The following is a 16950-nucleotide window of genomic DNA, read 5'->3' as shown; positions in this document are numbered from 1 at the left end:
GCCGATCCTGGCCCCGGTCGGTTTCACGGAGCACGCCGTGTCGGAGGCGAGAAATTGACGTTCACCCGGGTGACGGTCAATTTCTCGCGAAATTGGCACACCCCACGCTCGAAACCGCATCGGAGCAGGTGAGCGTTGTGCGGCTTCGAGCGTGGTTCAGGTTTGGGTGCTTGCTCTCCGTCAGCGGACGAGGAGGATCTTGCCCCGGACGTCGCCCGCTTCGAGGATCTCGTGGGCTCGGGCCGCTTCGCGCAGCGGGATCCGGTCGTGGACCGGGGTTCGGACCTGGCCGGCTTCGACCAGTGGCCACAGGCGTTCCCGCACGTCGGTGACGACCGCGGCCTTGCCGTGCGGGCCTGCCACCGGACGTCCGCGCAATCCCAGCACCGACAGGTGCAGCCGCTTGACCAGCATCTTGCCCAGGTCCAGCTCGGCCTTCCGGCCGCCCTGCATGCCGATGACCGCCAGGTGCCCGTCGGGGGCCAGTGCGGACAGGTTCCGGTCCAGGTAGGACGCACCCATGTTGTCCAGGACGACGTCGGCGCCGCCGAGTTCCTTCACGACCGCGACGAAGTCCTCGTCCCGGTAGCTGATCACCGGGTCCGCGCCGAGCTCGGCGCACAACTGCCGGCTCTCCGCCGATCCCGCGGTCGCCGCGACTCGCGCACCGAGCGCCCGGCCGATCTGGATCGCGCAGGTCCCGATGCCGCCCGCACCGCCGTGCACCAGCAGCAACTGTCCACTTCGGAGTCCGGCCTCCGTGATCACGTTGGACCAGACGGTGCAGCACACCTCGGGCAGTCCGGCGGCGTCGACCAGATCGACCCCGGCGGGCTTGGGCAGCACCTGTTCGGCGGGCACCGCAACACGTTCGGCGTAACCGCCGCCGGCGAGCAGCGCGCAGACCTCGTCACCGACCTGCCAGCCTTCGACGCCTTCGCCGAGTTCGGCGATGGTGCCGGAGCACTCCAACCCGAGGATGTCGCTGGCGCCCTTCGGCGGCGGGTAGTTGCCCTCCCGCTGGCTGAGGTCCGCGCGGTTGACCGCGCTGGCGACGACGTCGATGAGCACTTCGCCCGGTCCCGGGCGCGGATCGGGGTGTTCGGTCCATTCCAGAACGTCCGGCTTGCCCGGCTCGCGGATCGCGATCGCGTACATGCCCGCGACGGTAGTCCGAGTCGGGTGAACCGGCGGTGCACGGCGATCGGACGAGTCGCACAATGCGGGAAAAACGGGAATTAGTCCCTGGTTCTTAACGCTTCCTGGTCAGATCTTGACTTCGCAGCGTGATCTTCTCAAGGCTAGCGGCCACGAAAACCACCCGAAACGGGGAGAATGATGAGTTTGCGAACCATCACATCCAAGCGTGCGATGACCGTTCTGGCCGCCAGTTGCGCGGCGACGATGCTCGCTGTCACCCCGGTCAGCGCGGCTCCGCCGGACCTCGGCTCGACGATTGACGGCAATGCTGTGAACCGTCACCTGATCGCGCTCCAGCGGATCGCCGACCAGAACGGCGGAAACCGCGCGTCCGGGCAGCCGGGCTACGAGGCCAGCGTGGACTACGTCGTGGACAAGCTGAAGCGCGCCGGCTTCGACGTGACCACCCCGGAGTTCACCTACGAGGCGTACTTCAAGGACTCGTTCAGCTTGGCGGTCGCCGGTCAGCCGACCGAGGGCGACGCGCTGGAGTACTCCCCGGCGACCCCGCAGGGCGGCCTGACCGCGCCGCTGTCGGTCGCACCGGTCGACGAAACCCCCGGCTGCGAGGCCACCGACTACGACGGCGCCAACGTCGCCGGGACGGTCGTGCTGATCTCGCGCGGGGCCTGCTCCTTCGCGGAGAAGCAGCAGATCGCGTCCGAGGCCGGCGCGGTGGGTGCGATCATCTACAACAACGTCGAAGGCCCGCTCAACGGCACCCTCGGCGACGCGGACGCGGGGCGCATTCCCACCGCCGGTGTCACCAAGCAGACCGGCGAGGCGCTGGCCGGTCAGGCCGGTGCCGAGGTGAAGCTCGACGTGCAGGCCCGGTTCGAGTCCGTTACCACCCGCAACGTCATCGCGCAGACCAAGACCGGGCGCACCGACAACGTGGTGATGGCCGGGGCGCACCTGGACGGCGTGCCGGAGGGCCCGGGTATCAACGACAACGGCACCGGCAGCTCCGGTCTGCTGGAGACCGCGCTGAAGCTGGGCGGGAGCCCGAAGGGCAACGAGAACGCGGTGCGGTTCGCCTGGTGGGGCGCGGAGGAGTCCGGCCTGGTCGGTTCGACGAAGTACGTGCAGAGCCTGAGTCAGGAAGAGCAGCTCGACATCGCGCTGTACATGAACTTCGACATGATCGGTTCGCCGAACGCCGGTTACTTCGTCTACGACGGTGACGGCTCCACCGGTGGTCCTACGGGGCCGGTGGGTTCGGGCCAGATCAAGGAGGACTTCCTCGCGGCGATGGCGGCGCAGGGCATCGAGTCCGAGCCGAGCGAGTTCAACGGCCGTTCCGACTACGGCGAGTTCATCGCGGTGGGCATCCCGTCGGGTGGCATGCACACCGGCGTGGAGGACCTGAAGACCGAGGAGCAGGCCGCCAAGTGGGGTGGCACCGCGGGCATCGCGTTCGACCCGAACTACCACGGTGCGGGCGACAATCTGTCCAATGTGGACAAGGTGGCGCTGGAGCGGATGACCAAGGGCATGGCCAACGTCGTGCAGGCCTACTCGCAGAGCACCGAGGGGGTCAACGGCATGCAGACCCGCGAGGAGCGCGCGAAGCTGCGCGCCCAGCACAGCGCTCTGGCGGTCCAGAGCGCTGGCCCGAAGGTGGGCCACGGCCACGACCTGGCCTGATCACCTGACGTGCGGGGTGTCCCTCGGGGCGCCCCGCACGTTTTCGGTTGCCGGATCCAAAGGTTCAGCCGGAGTTGTGGTCCCGTTGGTGGTCTGACCACAGTTTCAATTGAAACTGTGGTCCTCTGTGGCTGGGATTTACAGTTTCAATTGAAACTGTGATCGATTCCGTCGATCGCACGAGGAGGAGATGTCGTGAAACGTGCCGCGTTGGTGGCGGCGGCGGTAGCCGTCGGACTGGTGACCCCGACCGCGAACGCGGTCGAACCGGTGCGGTTCGCGACGTTCAACGCCTCGCTCAACCGCTCCGCCGAGGGCGAGTTGCTGGCGAACCTGTCCACACCGGACGATCCGCAGGCCCAGAAGGTGGCCGAGGTGGTGCAGCGAACCCGCCCGGACGTCCTGCTGCTCAACGAGTTCGACTACGTCGAGGGCAACGCTGCGGTCGATGCCTTCCGCGCCAACTACCTCGCGCGCGGACAGCACGGCGCCGACCCGATCGACTACCCCTACGCCTACACCGCCCCGGTCAACACCGGTGTGCCGTCCGGGATGGACCTCGACAACGACGGCACCATCGGCGGCCCGGGCGACGCTTACGGCTTCGGCGAATTCCCCGGCCAGTACGGCATGGTCGTGCTGTCGAAGTACCCGATCGGCCCGGCCCGCACGTTCCAGCAGTTCCGCTGGGCGGACATGCCGGGCGCGCGCCTGCCGGACGACCCGGCGACCCCGGAACCCGCGGACTGGTTCTCGCCGGAAGAGCTCGAACACGTCCGCCTGTCGTCGAAGTCGCACTGGGACCTGCCGATCGACGTCGGTGGCCGCACGGTGCACTTTCTCACCTCGCACCCGACGCCGCCCGCCTTCGACGGCCCGGAGAAGCGCAACGCCCTGCGCAACCAGGACGAGATCCGGTTCTGGGCGGACTACGTGACGCCGAAGCTCGGCGACTACATCTACGACGACCAGGGCGCGCGCGGCGGCCTGAAGCCCGGTTCCCGGTTCGTCGTCGCCGGTGACCAGAACTCCGACCCGCTGGACGGCGACAGCAACGGAATCCGCCAACTGCTCCATGCTCCGCGCGTGATCGACCCGCGGCCGGGCAGCGCCGGAGCGGTCGAAGCGAGCAAGACCCAGGGCGGTGCGAACGAAAACCACCGCGGCGACCCGTTCCTCGACACTGGCGACTTCAACGACGAGTCGCCGGGCAACCTGCGCGTCGACTACGTCCTGCCGTCCGCTCCGCTGATCCCGCAGCGCGCCGAGGTGTTCTGGCCGACCTCGGGTGACGAGCTGTCCCGCCTCAACGACGCCTCGGACCACCACCTCGTCTGGCTCGACGTCGTCCCGTGATCCGGGCCGAAAGCCCGTCCGCCGCAGGTAGGTTCGAGCTGGGGTGGATGGGCCACTTCGGAGAGGCAGGGCGGCTGTGGTCGAGGTTCTGCTCATCACGGGCAGCACGCGGAGCGGTTCCACGAACACCGCCGCATTGCGCACGGCGCAGGAAGTGGCCCCGGACGGCGTGACGACGCTGCTCTACGAAGGCCTGGCGGATCTTCCCGCGTTCAACCCGGACCACGACGTGGACCCGCTCCCGCCGTCAGTGGCCGACCTCCGGAGTCGGGTCGCCGCGGCGGACGCGGTGCTCTTCTGCACCCCGGAGTACGCCGGAACCCTGCCCGGCAGCTTCAAGAACCTGCTGGACTGGTCGATCGGCGGCGCCGAGATGGGCGGAAAACCAGTCGCCTGGCTCAACGTCGCGGCCGAAGGACGTGGCGAAGGCGCGACCAGCACCCTGCTCACGGTTTTGGGCTACTTGACCGTCGATCTCGTCGACTCGGCCTGCGGCCGCCTCTTCGTGCCGCGGGACGCGGTCGGCCCGGACGGCACGATCGAGGACACCGAAATCCGCAAGGGCCTGCGCGAAGTCCTGCACGCCATCGCCGCTCACGTCGGATGACGTTCTGCCTGGAACTGGGTGCAGTTCCAGGCAGAAACAGGAATCAGGTCCAGCTGCCGCTCGGCTCGGTGGCGGTGAGCGGCTGGTAGACCAGCTTCAGGCCGGCGGCATCGGCGGGGACGTCGAAGAACACCTTCCCGCTATCAGCATCGCCCTGCGTCAGGAGCGTCGCGAAGAGCACGCCGTCCAGACTCTCCCCGTTCGGCGCAGCGCTCGGGTACTCGTTGCCCGCCCCGTCGACCAGCATGAAATCGACGGAAGCGACGGCACCGCCGGTCCCGCTGACCAATTTGGCGTCGACGTCGACGGAAACGTACTTCCCCTCCACCGGCGGAACCGAGAATTCGGCGAGGTCCTGCAGCGGACCAGCGGTGATGGCGTACGTCCCGCCGTTCTCGTTGCTGATGCCCGCGGTCTCGCCGAAAGCGACGTCCTTGCCACCGACCTCGGTCGTCCCGGTCTGGGGTTCGCCCTGCTCAGGTGCGGTCTGGGTTTTCGGTTCCGGAGCGGTCGGCTCGCTGGAAGCGCCACATCCGGCCAGGCCCAACAACATCAACCCGACCACCGGCGCGATGAACTTCTTCACTTTTCCTCATCAGGTCAAGAAAAACGAACGCGACGAATGATGCCAGCGAATTCCGAACCGCGCCAAGAACAAATCCCAAAACCATTTCTAGCAACCCGGAGAACATTCTTCGCCGGGCATCGCTCACCCGGCGGACCAGACGCCGAGCTCGTTCCCCGCTGGGTCGTGGAAGTGGAAGCGCCGCCCACCGGGGAACTCGTACGGTCCCTGCACGACGGACCCGCCGGCGTCGCGAACCGCCTGCACGCTGGCGTCGAGGTCATCCGAGTACAGCAGAACCAACGGCCCACCGGCGGAAACCTCATCGGTCAGCCGGAAGCCGCCGACTTCACCGTCGGAGCCGTTGATGCCGACGTAAGCCGGACCAAGCCCGTAGTCGGTGAACGTCCAGCCGAAAGCGTTGCCGCAGAAGGCTTTGGCGGCGGCGAAGTTATCGACGCTGATCTCGATGTGTCGAGTGCGTGATGGGTCTGAGCGGACATGCGGAGGAGTGTGCCCGGCGGTCCTGACAATTGCGTGCCGAGCGGGATCGGGCTGGGGCAGAATCGGGCGGATGGACGCGCGCAGCTGTGCCGTGCTGGCACTCCACTGACAGGTCAACGTGATCGAGCCAGCCCTGATCGAGCAGATGGCGGACCAGCCGAACCTGGTGGTGGACAACCAGAAGCTCTCCGGCCTCGTGGGAAACGAATCTCCGGCGGAGAAGCCCCGGTCTGACGTCCAGCGCGCTGTCAGTCCATGTCGGTCACGCACAGCAGCAGCAACGCCCGTTCGTTCAGGTCGTAGGCCACCCACGTGATGTTGAACAGGCCCGGGAACCACGCGCACCACGGGTCTCGCGTCTTGTACACGTTGACGGTGGCGTACCGGTCCCCGAACAAGGCCGCATACAGCTCCTGCCCCGCGTTGATGGCGCGGTGGGCTCGCTGGTCCCGCTCACCGGCGGACAATGTCAGATCGACGGACGTGTACATGCCGCCTGCGTACAAGCTCCACGCCCACTCGCTGCTGAGCTGGATCGACACGCCCAAGTTCCAGCCCCTCAGATGGCGCTTCACGGCTTCGGGGAGCGGGAACGGCCGTTGGAACTCCTCCGGCAGAGCGCTGCGAACAGCCGGGTGGTCGAGCATGCAGTCCGAACCCGTTATGCCGCACCGGGATACGGGTCAAGTGGTGGGCTTTTCTTCAGGCCGTCAGGTGTGGAGCAGGTGATTGTGCAGTTCTGGGATGACCACGTTCCACACCGCGGGTGGTGGGATTTCGTGGCCCATTCCCTCCAGGCGCACGAGCCGGGCGCCTGGGATCGCGCGGGCCAGTACTTCTCCGTGGGGGAGGGGGAACAGCGGGTCGTCGGTGCTGTGCAGGACGAGGGGCGGCACGCGGATCTCGGCCGGGTCCATCGGGTTTCCGGGTTCGGCGATGAAGTGGTTCGCCATCGACGACACCATGTTGTGGCTGCGGCGCACTTCGAGCGTCGCCAGGGCGCGCACGCGTGCCTTGTCGAGCCCGGAACGGACCGGCGGCGAGGTCGTCGCCGGTGTAGTCGGGGTGGCCCGGCGCGGACGTGCTCGATTGGCCGGTGTCGCGGTGGTCGTACCGGATGACCTGCAGTAGACTGATTGTAATTTGCAATCACTTTTTGGGTTCGGTTCAGCTGCCTGGCGGGCCCCGGGGTGCGAGCAGACGATGGGGACGGGGCAGCGGTCACGTTTGAGGGAGAGCGATGCGCCAGACCAATCTCACCGGGGAGACGGCCGAGTACGTACGCGCCCGCGAGGAGCTGCGCCAGGCCGAGATGGAGCTGATGCGCCACCGCGAACGGGTTGCCGACCTGCGCCGTCGGCTACCGCTGGGGCCCGTGGTCGACGACTACGTGTTCGAGGAAGGCCCCGCCGACCTGCACGCCGGTGATGAGCCGGTGCGCGAGGTCCGGCTGGGCGAGCTGTTCACCGGACCCGATCGCGATCTCGTCGTCTACCACCTCATGTACGGGAAAACGCAGACCGAGCCCTGCCCGATGTGCACCATGTGGATCGACGGGTTCAACGGAATCGCCCACCACGTCGAGCAGAACGCCGACCTGGCGATCGTCGCCGCAGCCGACCTGCCTGCGCTCCGCGAACACGCGCGCAACCGGGGGTGGACGAACCTGCGCCTCCTCAGCGCCGCGAAGAGCACCTTCAAGCGCGACCTGGGTAGCGAGGACGAGGAGGGCAACCAGGACTCGACGGTGTCGGTGTTCACCCGCGACGGCAACGGCGAGGTGCACCACTTCTACTCAGCGCACCCCCGCATGTCCGACGAAGTCGACGAACGCGGCATAGACCTGCTGAGCCCGGTGTGGCACGTCCTCGACCTGACCCCCCGAGGCCGCGGTGACTGGTACGCCTCCCTCGACTACTAGCGGGCGCCCGTTCGCCAGCCCGCGAATGGTGGTCGTTCAGCGGAAGGCCGCGATGTTCACCGGGAAGTCGAAGTACTGGTCCGGGAACGGTTCGGTGCGCAGGTTGTAGTGCCACCACTCGTTCTCGTAGTTCTTCAAGCCGACCGAGGTGAGCACGTCGCGCAGCAGGTTCCGGTTGGCTGTGGCCTCGCCGGTCACGCGCGGGTCGTCGGTGTGCGCCAGGTTGTCGAAGCAGTCGTAACCGGTGCCCATGTCGACGCTGTTGTCCGGGAACCGCTGCGCGGCCGGCGCGGTGCACGAGGTCAGCGGCTCACCGGGCACGTAGGGGCGCTGGGGGCGGGCAGGTAGCCGTACGAGCGTCAGGTCGACCGAGCTGCCGCGGCTGTGTCCGGATTTCTCGGCGATGTAGCCGTCGGCGAACAGCCGCGACTTGTCCAGCTCCGGGTAGAACTCGGCCTTCATGCGCTGGTCACCGACGTCCTTCGCCCACGCGACGAAGCGGTAGTCGGCGCGTCGCGGCCGGTAGCAGTCGTAGACCTTGAGGGTGTAGCCCCGGCGTGCGAGTTGTTGCTGTGCCGCGTGGAGCGCCTCGGCGAGCGGCTGCGTCACGATGCACATCGGCTCGTCGTAGCCGGGCACCGGGTCGCCGGTGAAGTTGTGCGGCGTCGCGTAGCGGATCTCCTCGATGATCGAGGGATCGACGTCGCGCAGCGGCACGAAACCAGGCGGCGCGTGCTCGACCTGCGGAGTGGGTGCCGGGCTGGGCACGGTGGTCGCGGGCGGGCTGGGCGCGGGCGGTGGCGCCGGAGCAGGCGGCGCGGTCGTGCCGCACGCCGTCGCTACCAGCACGAATGCCACCGCAGAGGCGAGCCGCCGGGAACCGCGGGTCATGGCCGCCACGCTAGCCCTGTTCTTGCCGCAGAGCGCTGCGAGCGACGCCCAGCACGTGCTCGACGCGGTCGCAGACCTCAGCTGACGGGGTAGGTCACATAGCCGATGCGAGGGACACCGTCGATCGAACCAGGAGTCCACGCGGTCCACGCGGCGGTGTCGGAACCGCCGGAGGGCAGGTTGAACGAGATCGATCCCGCCATGGCCGGCCCCTCGGATTGCGGAGCAGCGATGTAGACCACTGCGGGGTGCTGCTCGTCCACGGTGACCTCGGTAGCCCCGTCCGGGTCGGGGAGTTGGCTGTCAATACCCAGCGGCGCTCCCCCGGGGCTGTAGAACACCAGGTCGCTGGGCGCACCGGACATCTTGCAACTCACACCCGGCTTTGCCGCGAAGTTGATCTCGAACAGCCGCTCGCCCGGCACCGGGGCCACGCGCTCGTTCGTCGTGATGTTGAGATCCTGGACGTTGCACTGGCCCCGTTCGGTGGGCATCGCCCATCCGACCGCGCTCGACAGCACGAGACCACCCGCCACGAGGGTTCCCGCCACGCTCATCGCGGTGGCACAGTAACCGATCTTGGATGCGATTCCCATGAGCTTCCTCCTGCTTCAAAGGTCGGATTTCTCATGGTTAAAGACGTCTGGGGCGGCGCGGGGATGCCTCGGGTCCGGCAAATATGATGTTGATCGCCGGAATGCAACCTTGCGCCGACTCGCACGTCCACCCGCCATGGCGGTGCCAGCGAGCGGAAAGTCGACGGGCTGTACCCGGAGCTGTCACGCGGGACGGTGCCGATCTGCATCGCCGCGACGCTCGCCTTCAAGCTGTCCGGCACAGCATCTGCCCCTTGGTTGCGCCCGTCGTGCCGGTCGCGATCCAATAGCGGATCTTGCACCGCAGACGATGGTCGGCCGTGCTTATCGGCTCGCCTTAAAGAGTTTGCAGCAGCGAGTGGGACGCCAAGCTGCGCGAGTCGCCCGCGGATGGCCAAGGAATGTTAAGATCAAATCCCTGTGAAAAGGCTGTCAGAGCGCCAGAAGAATCGCATAGAGCGTATCGCGGAGGTGGGCCTCGTTGCTAACCTCTGCCGGCGATCCGATTAGTTGCCCTGGTTCTATCGCGCGAAAACTTCAAGCGGCATCTGCCAAGGAGGGAGATTGAGAAAAATGACATATCCGCCACCTCTAAAGGTAAATGAACAGAAGCTAAGGGAAAAGATGGACTTCATCGACAAATATGAGGAGAAAAAATCTTGGTCAACCTGCGAAGCTTATGCGAGATCTTTGCTCTACCTCGGAGAAGAAGAGAAAGCGGTCCCCTACTTTCTCGAGGGAGCGGAGCATCTGAATCGATTGATTCAGATTGTGATCGAAAGAAGAAACAACCTAACGGAGGCGTATCGCTGTAAACAAATCCAAGCAAACTATTACCGTTTGGCGGGATTTGCCGAGCAATCTCAATCAATTTACGAGGAACTTTCGGTGGCATATCTCGAACTCTATCGGGAGAAATATCGAAGCGACCCTGATTTCGGAGTCAGCATATTGCACGAAACAGGTGAATGCTTCTACTTCCTTGGGGATTATGAAAAATCAATCTTCTATGGAAAGCAGGTGAAGCATTGGTTTCCTATTTACCTTGGCTATGCGGAAGCGATTCGAGACCATAATAAACGACGAATCAAAGAAACCCTCGACTGTGTGATCGAAGGGATAAAAGAGGAGCGAACGCTGCCATACTATACCGGAAGCACGGTCAGCCTCTGGGATTGGTATGAAATCGGAAGAAATCTCTTGAGGCTCGATTCCGAATTGGGTTTGCAGGGCTCTTGATGTCGCTGACCTGCTCACCTGGCGCCGCGACCCAAGGCTGACCATCACCACAGTCCTCGACGAACTGATCAAGCGAGGTGAACGCAGGCAGTGCCCGGTGCGCGTTCGCCGTGTCGCAGAGCTCCACTCTCCACGTCGGCGGCGCCCTTGGCGACAGGACCGCGTGCTGTCGGGGCACGCACCGCCCGGTCTTCCGTGTTAGCCCACGATCGGAGAGCGGTCGATCTCCTCCAGGCGAGCGTGCTGCGAGCGCTGTGCTCGCTCAGCTCAGTACCGACAAGAACGCCCCTGACTCGCGTAATCGCAGGTCAGGGGCGGTGCGGCGGAAGCGGGGGGATTCGAACCCCCGGTCGCTCTCGCGACGCTCGCTTTCAAGGCGAGTGCATTCGGCCGCTCTGCCACGCTTCCAAGCGCAGCGTAGCCAACCGAGCGGTGGTGGGGTGCAGGCGGGCCGTTACTTGATTCCGCCCAGGTGGGTCGTCAGGCGGTCGAAGATTCGGCCCAGGACTTCCTGCTCCTGCTCGTCCAGGATGTCGACCAGGTGTTCGCGGACGCTCGCCACGTGGCTCGGGGCTGCTTCGCGGAGCTTCGCCGCGCCTTTTTCGGTCAGGACCGCCAGGACACCTCGGCCGTCGTCCGGGCATTCGTCGCGGCGGACCAGTCCGGCCGTTTCCAGACGGCGGATCTGGTGCGACATTCGGCTCTTGGAGTGGGCCACGTCGTTGGCCAGCTCGCTCATGCGCATCCGCTGGTCGGGGCGTTCGGACAGCCGGACCAGGATCTCGTAGTCCGCGATCGACAGGTTGTGGCTGAACTGCAAGTCCTTGTTCAGGTGGTGCTCCAGCAGCGCGCTGCCCACGATGTAGGCGCGCCAAGCTGCCATTTCGCGGTCGTTCAGCCATCGAATGTCCTGGTCTGTCACTTGATCAGGTTACCTACTGCTCCGGGGTGCTTCGAAAATTGTTTGGCGTCCGGGCGTTCGGCGCGGATACCATCGCGGCGTGCCCGGCTTCGCGGAGCAGAATCCGCAGCTGATGCCGCTGACCAGGCTGGTGGGCTTGACCGGTCGGCGACTGCCCCCGCACAGGGAGCGGGCCGTGGCACGCAGTACTCACCTGCCCTTCTCCCGCTGTCGAGATCCCCGTCGACCAGCGGTTGGTCGGGCTGCGCGTTGCCCAGCGGATCGAACCGGAGGTCGCGCCGGAGGAGGCGGCCGTCAGTGCCAGCTTGCTGTCCTCTGTGGACACGGCGAGGAAGAAGGCGGATGTGACCACAGCGGTTGAAGTGACCGATCTGGTCAAGCGGTACCCGAAGAGCCGGACCAACGCGGTCGACGGGCTCAGCTTCCAGGTGCGCGCCGGGGAGATCTTCGGGCTGCTCGGGCCGAACGGTGCGGGCAAGACCACCACGGTCGGCATCCTGACCACCAGGGTGCTGCTGACCAGCGGCACCGCCCGCGTCGCCGGGGTGGACGTGGCCGCCAACCCGGTGACCGCGCGCAGCAAGGTGGCGGTGGTGCCGCAGCGGGTCAACCTGGACCGCTCGCTCAACTCCCGGCAGAACCTGATCTGGCACGCCGCCTACCACGGGATTTCACGCGCGGAACGACATCGCCTCGCCGACGAGCTGCTGGACCGGATGGGTCTGGCGGACAAGGCCAAGGCACGCGTCGACGACCTCTCCGGCGGGCAGGCGCAGCGGTTGATGATCGCCCGCGCGCTGATCCACAAGCCCGAGGTGCTGTTCCTGGACGAGCCGTCCACCGGCCTGGACCCGCAGGCGCGGCTGTTCGTGCACGACCGGATCAACGACCTGCGGGCTGAAGGCGTGACGGTCGTGCTCACCACGCACGACATGGACGAGGCGGAGAAGCTGTCCGACCGCGTCGGCGTCGTCGACCACGGCAAGCTGCTGACGCTGGACACCCCGGACGCGCTGATCAAATCGCTGCCGGGCAGCGGCACGGTGGACGCGACGCTGCGGCCGAACGGCTACGAGCCGGACCGGATCTCCGCGCTCTTGTCCGATGTGGACGGTGTGCAGCGGGTCGAGCAGATCGGCAGCAGCACCGCGGCGGACGGCGAGGCGGAGCTGCGGCTGCGGCTCTACGTCGGCGTCGAGCCGGCCGCGCTGCTCGGGCCGGTCGCGCAGACCCTGCACGAGCAGCGGGTTTCGGTCAGCGACCTGGCGCTGGGGTCGGCCACGTTGGAAGACGTCTTCATCGACCTCACCGGGAGGGAACTGCGATGAGTCCGGTGCGCGCCTTCACCGCGGTGCTCGCCCGCGACGTGTTCGTGACGGGCCGCGAGCTGCCGAGCTTCCTGGCGCAGGTGCTGGTCCAGCCGGTGGCGCTGCTGTTCATCTTCGGCAAGGTGCTCAGCGAGCTCGGCTACGCCCAGCCCGGTTACGCGCAGATCCTGTTGCCCGGCATGATCGCGCTCAACGCGTTCCTGGTGTCGCTGCAGAACACCTCGTTCCCGCTGGTGCTGGACTTCTCCTTCTCCCGCGAGATCGAGGACCGGCTGCTGGCGCCGCTGCCGATCAGCTGGGTGGCGGTGGAGAAGATGCTCTTCGGCGCGATGCGCGGTCTGTTCGCGGCGGTGCTGATGGTGCCGATCGGCATGGTGATGCTGGGCGAGATCAACTGGAACTTCAGCGGTCTCGCGTTCGCCCTGCTCTGCATGCTCCTGGGTTCGTTCGCCGGTGCATCGGTCGGCATGACCGTGGGCGCTGCCGTTCCACCGCGCCGCATCAACATCATGTTCGCGGTGATCCTGGCCCCGCTGATGTTCACCGGAGCGACCCAGTTCCCGTGGGCCCAGCTGGACCACCTGCGCTGGTTCCAGGTCCTCTGCGCGATCAACCCGCTGACCTACGTCAGCGAGGGGATGCGCGGAGCCCTGCTCCCGGACGTCCCGCACATGCCACCGTGGATCTGCGTCCTGGCCCTGCTGGTCTCCTGCCTGATCTTCGGCTCCCTCGGCATCAAGTTCTTCCTCCGCCGAGCCCTGGACTAGCGCCGGGTGGGACCCGTGAGTCTTTTGGGGCGTCATGACAGCCCAAAAGGCTCACGGGACCTGACCAGCAGCGGAGCTGTCACCTGTCGAAACGACCGGCCTTGAGGCCGCCGAGAAAACCGGCCCAGGCCGGCTGCTGGACGCGTAATGTCCCGCCGTCGCGGTCCTTCGTGTCGCGGATATAGGTGGCCGACTCGCCGATCGCCAGCTCGACGCAGTTGCTCGCTCCGCTCCCGCTGCGGCTGCTCTTGCGCCAGTTCATGTTGTTCATCTCAACGCCTTCGCCTGTTCGCGGATCAGTTCCGCAGACTCATCGGGGCTGAGCGCCGATGCAGCGATCTCCGAGAACATCTCCGCGAAATGTTGTACGTCATTCGCATTCTCCACCCAGACGCCGCCGGCGACGTAGTCCAGATAGACGGCAGGCGGGTCATCGGGATCGGCGTAGCTGATGATCGTGAAGCCGCCGGACATGGTTCCGTACGCGCCGAGGTTGAACGGCAGAACTTGCACGGTCACGTTCTTCCGTGCACCGCAATCGTTCAGGTGGATCAGCTGCTCGGCCATCACCTCCGGTCCGCCCACTGTCCTTCGGATCACCGCTTCGTCGATCAAGACGTGGAAGCGGAGCGGCGATGGCTGGACCAACCTGGCTTGACGACTCAGTCGGGCCGTCACGTAGCGCGCGGGTGTCGCGCTGTGGAACTGCTGGCCGCTCTCGTTGACAGCTTGTGCATAGGCATGGGTTTGGAGCAGTCCAGGAACTACGTGCGGCTCCAGCGTTCGGGCTGTGTCGGCTTCCGCTTCTGCGCGTAGGAAGGCGCGGAATGCCTTTGGCGAGCCTGTAGGCGTAACGACCTGCGTGGAGCGCTCACCTGCATCGTCCCAGAACGCCGCAGCTTCGGTGCGCTCCTCATCGCTTGCTTTGTAGAGCGCCAGAAGTGCTTGCAGGGCCGCCCATCCCGGACGGACGTGTCCGGTTTCGTAGCGGCTGATGGTCGGCTCGCTGACGCGAAGCAGGTCGCTCGCATCGCCGAGCGCCTTGTCTGCGTCACTGCGCAGGCGGGCGAGCAACTGTCCCAGTCGCTTCTTGCGACGCGTCGGAGTGGCGGGCATGGCAGGAGCCTAGCTCTCGCGAGTTTGGTGCACTTGCACCCGATCAAGGGATAGTAAAGGGTTAATTGCACCTCTAGTCTTCGAGTTGTAGGCGATCGCAGCGTTCGGCAATCCGAGAATCTGGGGTGGTGGCCATGTATCCGTTTCATTGGGTTCCTGCTGGTGGTGCGCGGCATGCGAGTACCGATGCGCGGCCTGATGGGGCTCTGGCTTATCCGAGCGGGACCGGGGTTCTGACGTTGTGCGGGAGCGAACTCGTCGCCGACAACTCCGAGGTCGCCTGGCTCTGGGGCACCTGCGCCGATTGCAACTCCGCCGCGCGGCGGATCGCCGATACCGCTCGCTGAACTCCGGAAGGACTCGACATGCTGGACCTGATGCCGCAGATCGGCTCCGTCTCGGCGATTCTCGCCTGCTACTTGATCCTGGCCTGGCGGCCGAGTCGTCCTCAGCACGCCGGCGGCGGTGAGGGCGCGCTGACCGTTTGGCAGCTCGTTGCGCACGTGGAAGCCGAGCGGCAGCAACGAGAACGCGGTGGTCGGCATCGCCTCCGCGAACCGGTTGAGTCCATATCGGACAGTTCGGGTCCGCCGCTGGAGCTGCAGCAGCGCGTGCTGGACGGACTCCGCTGCCTCTGACCACCTGAATTCCGGTTCGTCGCCGATGCCCCCGACTTGAGGCGTCGAGCCGGACGGCCGGTCGGCGCGTCGTCCCTCCCCGCGCGCCGACCGGCCACCCCGCTGGATTGGGGGCGTTCGGCGGAACAGGTTCGCGCTCACGGCGGATGAGGTTCGCGCCAGCGACGTGCTTCCGTGGAAGGGGGATTGCTGCCCCGTGCCGCAGGGAGGTCGCTGGTGACGACTCGTGCGCTCCTCAGTCAGCTGCGGTCCGCGATTTTCCACGCCGAGCGAATGACTGCCACGCGCCCGCTGGCCATGCCACCACCGGGTTCGGGTCTGAAGCCCGTGTTCGGCAACCGCGGGCTACCGGTCATCGGGCACACCGTCAGCGTGCTGACCGACCTGCTCGACTCCTCGCGCCAGCGGTACGAGGAGTTCGGACCGGTGTCGTGGGGCGTGACGCTCGGAACCAAGGCTGTCACGGTGATGGGGCCGGACGCGATCGAGGCGATCGCGACCAACCGGGACAAAGCGTTCAGCACCGAGGGCTTCTACGACTACCTGATCGGCCCGTTCTTCCGCCGCGGCATCCTGCTGATGGACTTCGAGGAGCATCGGCACCACCGGCGGATCATGCAGCAGGCGTTCACGCGCGACCGCCTGCTCGGCTACCTCGACGCGATGACCCCGGCCATCGAGCGAGCCTTGGCCCGGTGGCGGCCGAGCGAGCGATTCCCCATGTACACCGCGGCAAAACGGCTAACCCTCGACATCGCGACCGAGGTGTTCGTCGGCGAAGGGCCCGGCGCGGACGCGGATCGGCTCAGCCAGGCGTTCGTGGCCGCGGTGCACGGCGGCCACGCGATCGTGCGCGCCGACGTGCCCGGCGGAACCTGGGCGAAAGGACTGCGCGGGCGCCGGATGCTGGAGAGCTACTTCCGGGAGCGGATCCCGGCCAAGCGGGCGGGCTCCGGGCAGGACCTGTTCAGCGTGCTCTGCCGGACTGAGACCGAGGACGGCGACCGGTACTCGGACGACGACATCGTCAACCACATGATCTTCGTGCTGATGGCGGCGCACGACACCAGCACGATCACGCTCGCCATGACGGCCCACTACCTCGGCAAGCACCCGGAATGGCAGGACCGCCTCCGGGAAGAAGCCGCGGCGCTGGGCAAACCGGCCGTCGAGCACTCCGACCTGGACCGGTTGCCCCAGCTGGACATGGTCGTGAAGGAAGCCATGCGGCTCAACGCTCCGGTGGGCGGGCTGTTCCGGCAGGCAGTCGCGGACACCGAGATCCTCGGCCACCACATCCCGGCGGGCACCAAGCTGGTCGCCCAGGTCTACGCGACGCAGCGGATGGCGCAGTGGTGGCCCGACCCGGACGAGTTCGACCCGGAGCGCTTCGCCGAGCACCGCAGGGAGGACAAGGTGCACCGATATGCGTGGGCGCCGTTCGGCGGCGGCGCGCACAAGTGCATCGGCATGCACTTCGGGACCATGGAGGTGAAGGCGATCCTCCACCAGCTCCTGCTGAAGTACCGCTGGAGCGTCCGCCCCGGCTACGAACCGCCGATGCGCTACGGCACCGGCCCGATGCCCACCGACGGCCTCCCGATCAGCCTCATTCGCGGGTGAGCTGATTCATCAGCGGCTCGGAATCCGGCC

Annotated in this window: 22 protein-coding genes and 1 tRNA gene; 11 read left to right on the top strand and 12 right to left on the bottom strand. The window is 66.5% G+C overall.

Annotation, left to right across the window (positions count from 1 at the left end; all coding sequences use genetic code 11):
• Window positions 1-180: 180 nt before the first annotated feature.
• Entirely contained in the window at window positions 181-1158 is a 978-nt protein-coding gene (locus tag ACWCO2_RS30380) for an NAD(P)H-quinone oxidoreductase (protein WP_450131217.1), read from the bottom strand.
• Window positions 1159-1371: 213 nt separating this feature from the next.
• Here ACWCO2_RS30380 and ACWCO2_RS30375 point away from each other — a divergent pair, with 213 nt between their 5' ends.
• The 3 genes from ACWCO2_RS30375 to ACWCO2_RS30365 all read left to right on the top strand — a co-directional run bounded on the left by ACWCO2_RS30375 (window position 1372) and on the right by ACWCO2_RS30365 (window position 4810).
• Window positions 1372-2847 carry a M28 family metallopeptidase gene (locus tag ACWCO2_RS30375; protein ID WP_450131216.1) on the top strand — a complete coding sequence of 492 codons (1476 nt, stop codon included), beginning with the start codon at window positions 1372-1374 and terminating at the stop codon, window positions 2845-2847.
• A gap of 195 nt (window positions 2848-3042) precedes the next feature.
• Window positions 3043-4203: an endonuclease/exonuclease/phosphatase family protein gene (locus ACWCO2_RS30370; protein ID WP_450131215.1), complete on the top strand. Its 1161-nt coding sequence runs from the start codon at window positions 3043-3045 to the stop codon at window positions 4201-4203.
• 76 nt (window positions 4204-4279) lie between these two features.
• The gene (locus tag ACWCO2_RS30365) at window positions 4280-4810 is read left to right on the top strand and encodes an NADPH-dependent FMN reductase (RefSeq protein ID WP_450131214.1); all 531 of its coding nucleotides are present in this window, start codon (window positions 4280-4282) and stop codon (window positions 4808-4810) included.
• A gap of 43 nt (window positions 4811-4853) precedes the next feature.
• On the opposite strand, the gene ACWCO2_RS30360 is transcribed toward ACWCO2_RS30365, so the two are convergent.
• The 4 genes from ACWCO2_RS30360 to ACWCO2_RS30345 all read right to left on the bottom strand — a co-directional run bounded on the left by ACWCO2_RS30360 (window position 4854) and on the right by ACWCO2_RS30345 (window position 6832).
• Entirely contained in the window at window positions 4854-5396 is a 543-nt protein-coding gene (locus ACWCO2_RS30360; protein ID WP_450131213.1) for a DUF4352 domain-containing protein, read from the bottom strand.
• A 123-nt stretch (window positions 5397-5519) separates the two neighbouring features.
• The gene (locus ACWCO2_RS30355; RefSeq protein WP_450131212.1) at window positions 5520-6056 is read right to left on the bottom strand and encodes a VOC family protein; all 537 of its coding nucleotides are present in this window, start codon (window positions 6054-6056) and stop codon (window positions 5520-5522) included.
• A 71-nt stretch (window positions 6057-6127) separates the two neighbouring features.
• Window positions 6128-6526 (bottom strand): hypothetical protein, encoded by a 399-nt coding sequence (locus tag ACWCO2_RS30350; RefSeq protein ID WP_450131211.1) that lies wholly within the window; start codon window positions 6524-6526, stop codon window positions 6128-6130.
• Between the two features lie 63 nt (window positions 6527-6589).
• A complete protein-coding gene (locus ACWCO2_RS30345; protein WP_450131210.1) occupies window positions 6590-6832 on the bottom strand; it encodes an alpha/beta fold hydrolase in 243 nt (80 codons plus the stop codon).
• Between ACWCO2_RS30345 and ACWCO2_RS30340 the strand changes: the two genes are divergently transcribed.
• Both ACWCO2_RS30340 and ACWCO2_RS30335 read left to right on the top strand, forming a co-directional pair.
• Window positions 6816-7010: a hypothetical protein gene (locus ACWCO2_RS30340; protein WP_450131209.1), complete on the top strand. Its 195-nt coding sequence runs from the start codon at window positions 6816-6818 to the stop codon at window positions 7008-7010. The genes ACWCO2_RS30345 and ACWCO2_RS30340 overlap by 17 nt on opposite strands.
• 109 nt (window positions 7011-7119) lie before the next feature.
• Entirely contained in the window at window positions 7120-7800 is a 681-nt protein-coding gene (locus tag ACWCO2_RS30335; protein WP_450131208.1) for a DUF899 family protein, read from the top strand.
• 36 nt (window positions 7801-7836) lie between these two features.
• Here the strand turns inward: ACWCO2_RS30335 and ACWCO2_RS30330 are convergent, their stop codons facing one another.
• On the bottom strand, window positions 7837-8691 hold the full coding sequence (locus tag ACWCO2_RS30330) for a M15 family metallopeptidase (protein WP_450131207.1): 855 nt from the start codon (window positions 8689-8691) through the stop codon (window positions 7837-7839).
• Window positions 8692-8768: 77 nt separating this feature from the next.
• Window positions 8769-9287 (bottom strand): hypothetical protein, encoded by a 519-nt coding sequence (locus ACWCO2_RS30325; protein WP_450131206.1) that lies wholly within the window; start codon window positions 9285-9287, stop codon window positions 8769-8771.
• Window positions 9288-9911: 624 nt separating this feature from the next.
• Between ACWCO2_RS30325 and ACWCO2_RS30320 the strand changes: the two genes are divergently transcribed.
• Entirely contained in the window at window positions 9912-10526 is a 615-nt protein-coding gene (locus ACWCO2_RS30320; protein WP_450131205.1) for a hypothetical protein, read from the top strand.
• Here ACWCO2_RS30320 and ACWCO2_RS30315 read toward each other — a convergent pair.
• The 3 genes from ACWCO2_RS30315 to ACWCO2_RS30305 form a co-directional block, all read right to left on the bottom strand.
• Window positions 10450-10653: an SAV_915 family protein gene (locus tag ACWCO2_RS30315; RefSeq protein WP_450131204.1), complete on the bottom strand. Its 204-nt coding sequence runs from the start codon at window positions 10651-10653 to the stop codon at window positions 10450-10452. The two genes, ACWCO2_RS30320 and ACWCO2_RS30315, sit on opposite strands and share 77 nt — an antisense overlap.
• 196 nt (window positions 10654-10849) lie before the next feature.
• Window positions 10850-10934, bottom strand: a tRNA-Ser gene (locus ACWCO2_RS30310).
• Window positions 10935-10980: 46 nt separating this feature from the next.
• The gene (locus tag ACWCO2_RS30305; protein ID WP_450131219.1) at window positions 10981-11409 is read right to left on the bottom strand and encodes a MarR family winged helix-turn-helix transcriptional regulator; all 429 of its coding nucleotides are present in this window, start codon (window positions 11407-11409) and stop codon (window positions 10981-10983) included.
• A 383-nt stretch (window positions 11410-11792) separates the two neighbouring features.
• On the opposite strand from ACWCO2_RS30305, the gene ACWCO2_RS30300 reads away from it, so the two are divergent.
• Both ACWCO2_RS30300 and ACWCO2_RS30295 read left to right on the top strand, forming a co-directional pair.
• Window positions 11793-12776: an ABC transporter ATP-binding protein gene (locus ACWCO2_RS30300; protein WP_450131203.1), complete on the top strand. Its 984-nt coding sequence runs from the start codon at window positions 11793-11795 to the stop codon at window positions 12774-12776.
• Window positions 12773-13543: an ABC transporter permease gene (locus ACWCO2_RS30295; RefSeq protein WP_450131202.1), complete on the top strand. Its 771-nt coding sequence runs from the start codon at window positions 12773-12775 to the stop codon at window positions 13541-13543. The genes ACWCO2_RS30300 and ACWCO2_RS30295 overlap by 4 nt, the downstream gene beginning before the upstream one ends.
• Window positions 13544-13622: 79 nt before the next feature.
• Here the strand turns inward: ACWCO2_RS30295 and ACWCO2_RS30290 are convergent, their stop codons facing one another.
• Window positions 13623-13814 carry a DUF397 domain-containing protein gene (locus ACWCO2_RS30290; RefSeq protein ID WP_450131201.1) on the bottom strand — a complete coding sequence of 64 codons (192 nt, stop codon included), beginning with the start codon at window positions 13812-13814 and terminating at the stop codon, window positions 13623-13625.
• Window positions 13811-14659 carry a helix-turn-helix domain-containing protein gene (locus ACWCO2_RS30285; protein ID WP_450131200.1) on the bottom strand — a complete coding sequence of 283 codons (849 nt, stop codon included), beginning with the start codon at window positions 14657-14659 and terminating at the stop codon, window positions 13811-13813. The genes ACWCO2_RS30290 and ACWCO2_RS30285 overlap by 4 nt, the downstream gene beginning before the upstream one ends.
• Before the next feature lie 134 nt (window positions 14660-14793).
• Here ACWCO2_RS30285 and ACWCO2_RS30280 point away from each other — a divergent pair, with 134 nt between their 5' ends.
• The 3 genes from ACWCO2_RS30280 to ACWCO2_RS30270 all read left to right on the top strand — a co-directional run bounded on the left by ACWCO2_RS30280 (window position 14794) and on the right by ACWCO2_RS30270 (window position 16920).
• On the top strand, window positions 14794-15006 hold the full coding sequence (locus tag ACWCO2_RS30280) for a zinc finger protein (RefSeq protein WP_450131218.1): 213 nt from the start codon (window positions 14794-14796) through the stop codon (window positions 15004-15006).
• 18 nt (window positions 15007-15024) lie between these two features.
• Window positions 15025-15297 carry a hypothetical protein gene (locus ACWCO2_RS30275; RefSeq protein ID WP_450131199.1) on the top strand — a complete coding sequence of 91 codons (273 nt, stop codon included), beginning with the start codon at window positions 15025-15027 and terminating at the stop codon, window positions 15295-15297.
• A 273-nt stretch (window positions 15298-15570) separates the two neighbouring features.
• On the top strand, window positions 15571-16920 hold the full coding sequence (locus tag ACWCO2_RS30270; protein ID WP_450131198.1) for a cytochrome P450: 1350 nt from the start codon (window positions 15571-15573) through the stop codon (window positions 16918-16920).
• Window positions 16921-16950 lie beyond the last annotated feature (30 nt).

It is taken from the genome of Saccharopolyspora sp. NPDC002376, assembly GCF_053593195.1.
The sequence above is the reverse complement of the archived record's forward strand: the minus strand, read 5'-3'. Positions and strand labels throughout refer to the sequence as shown.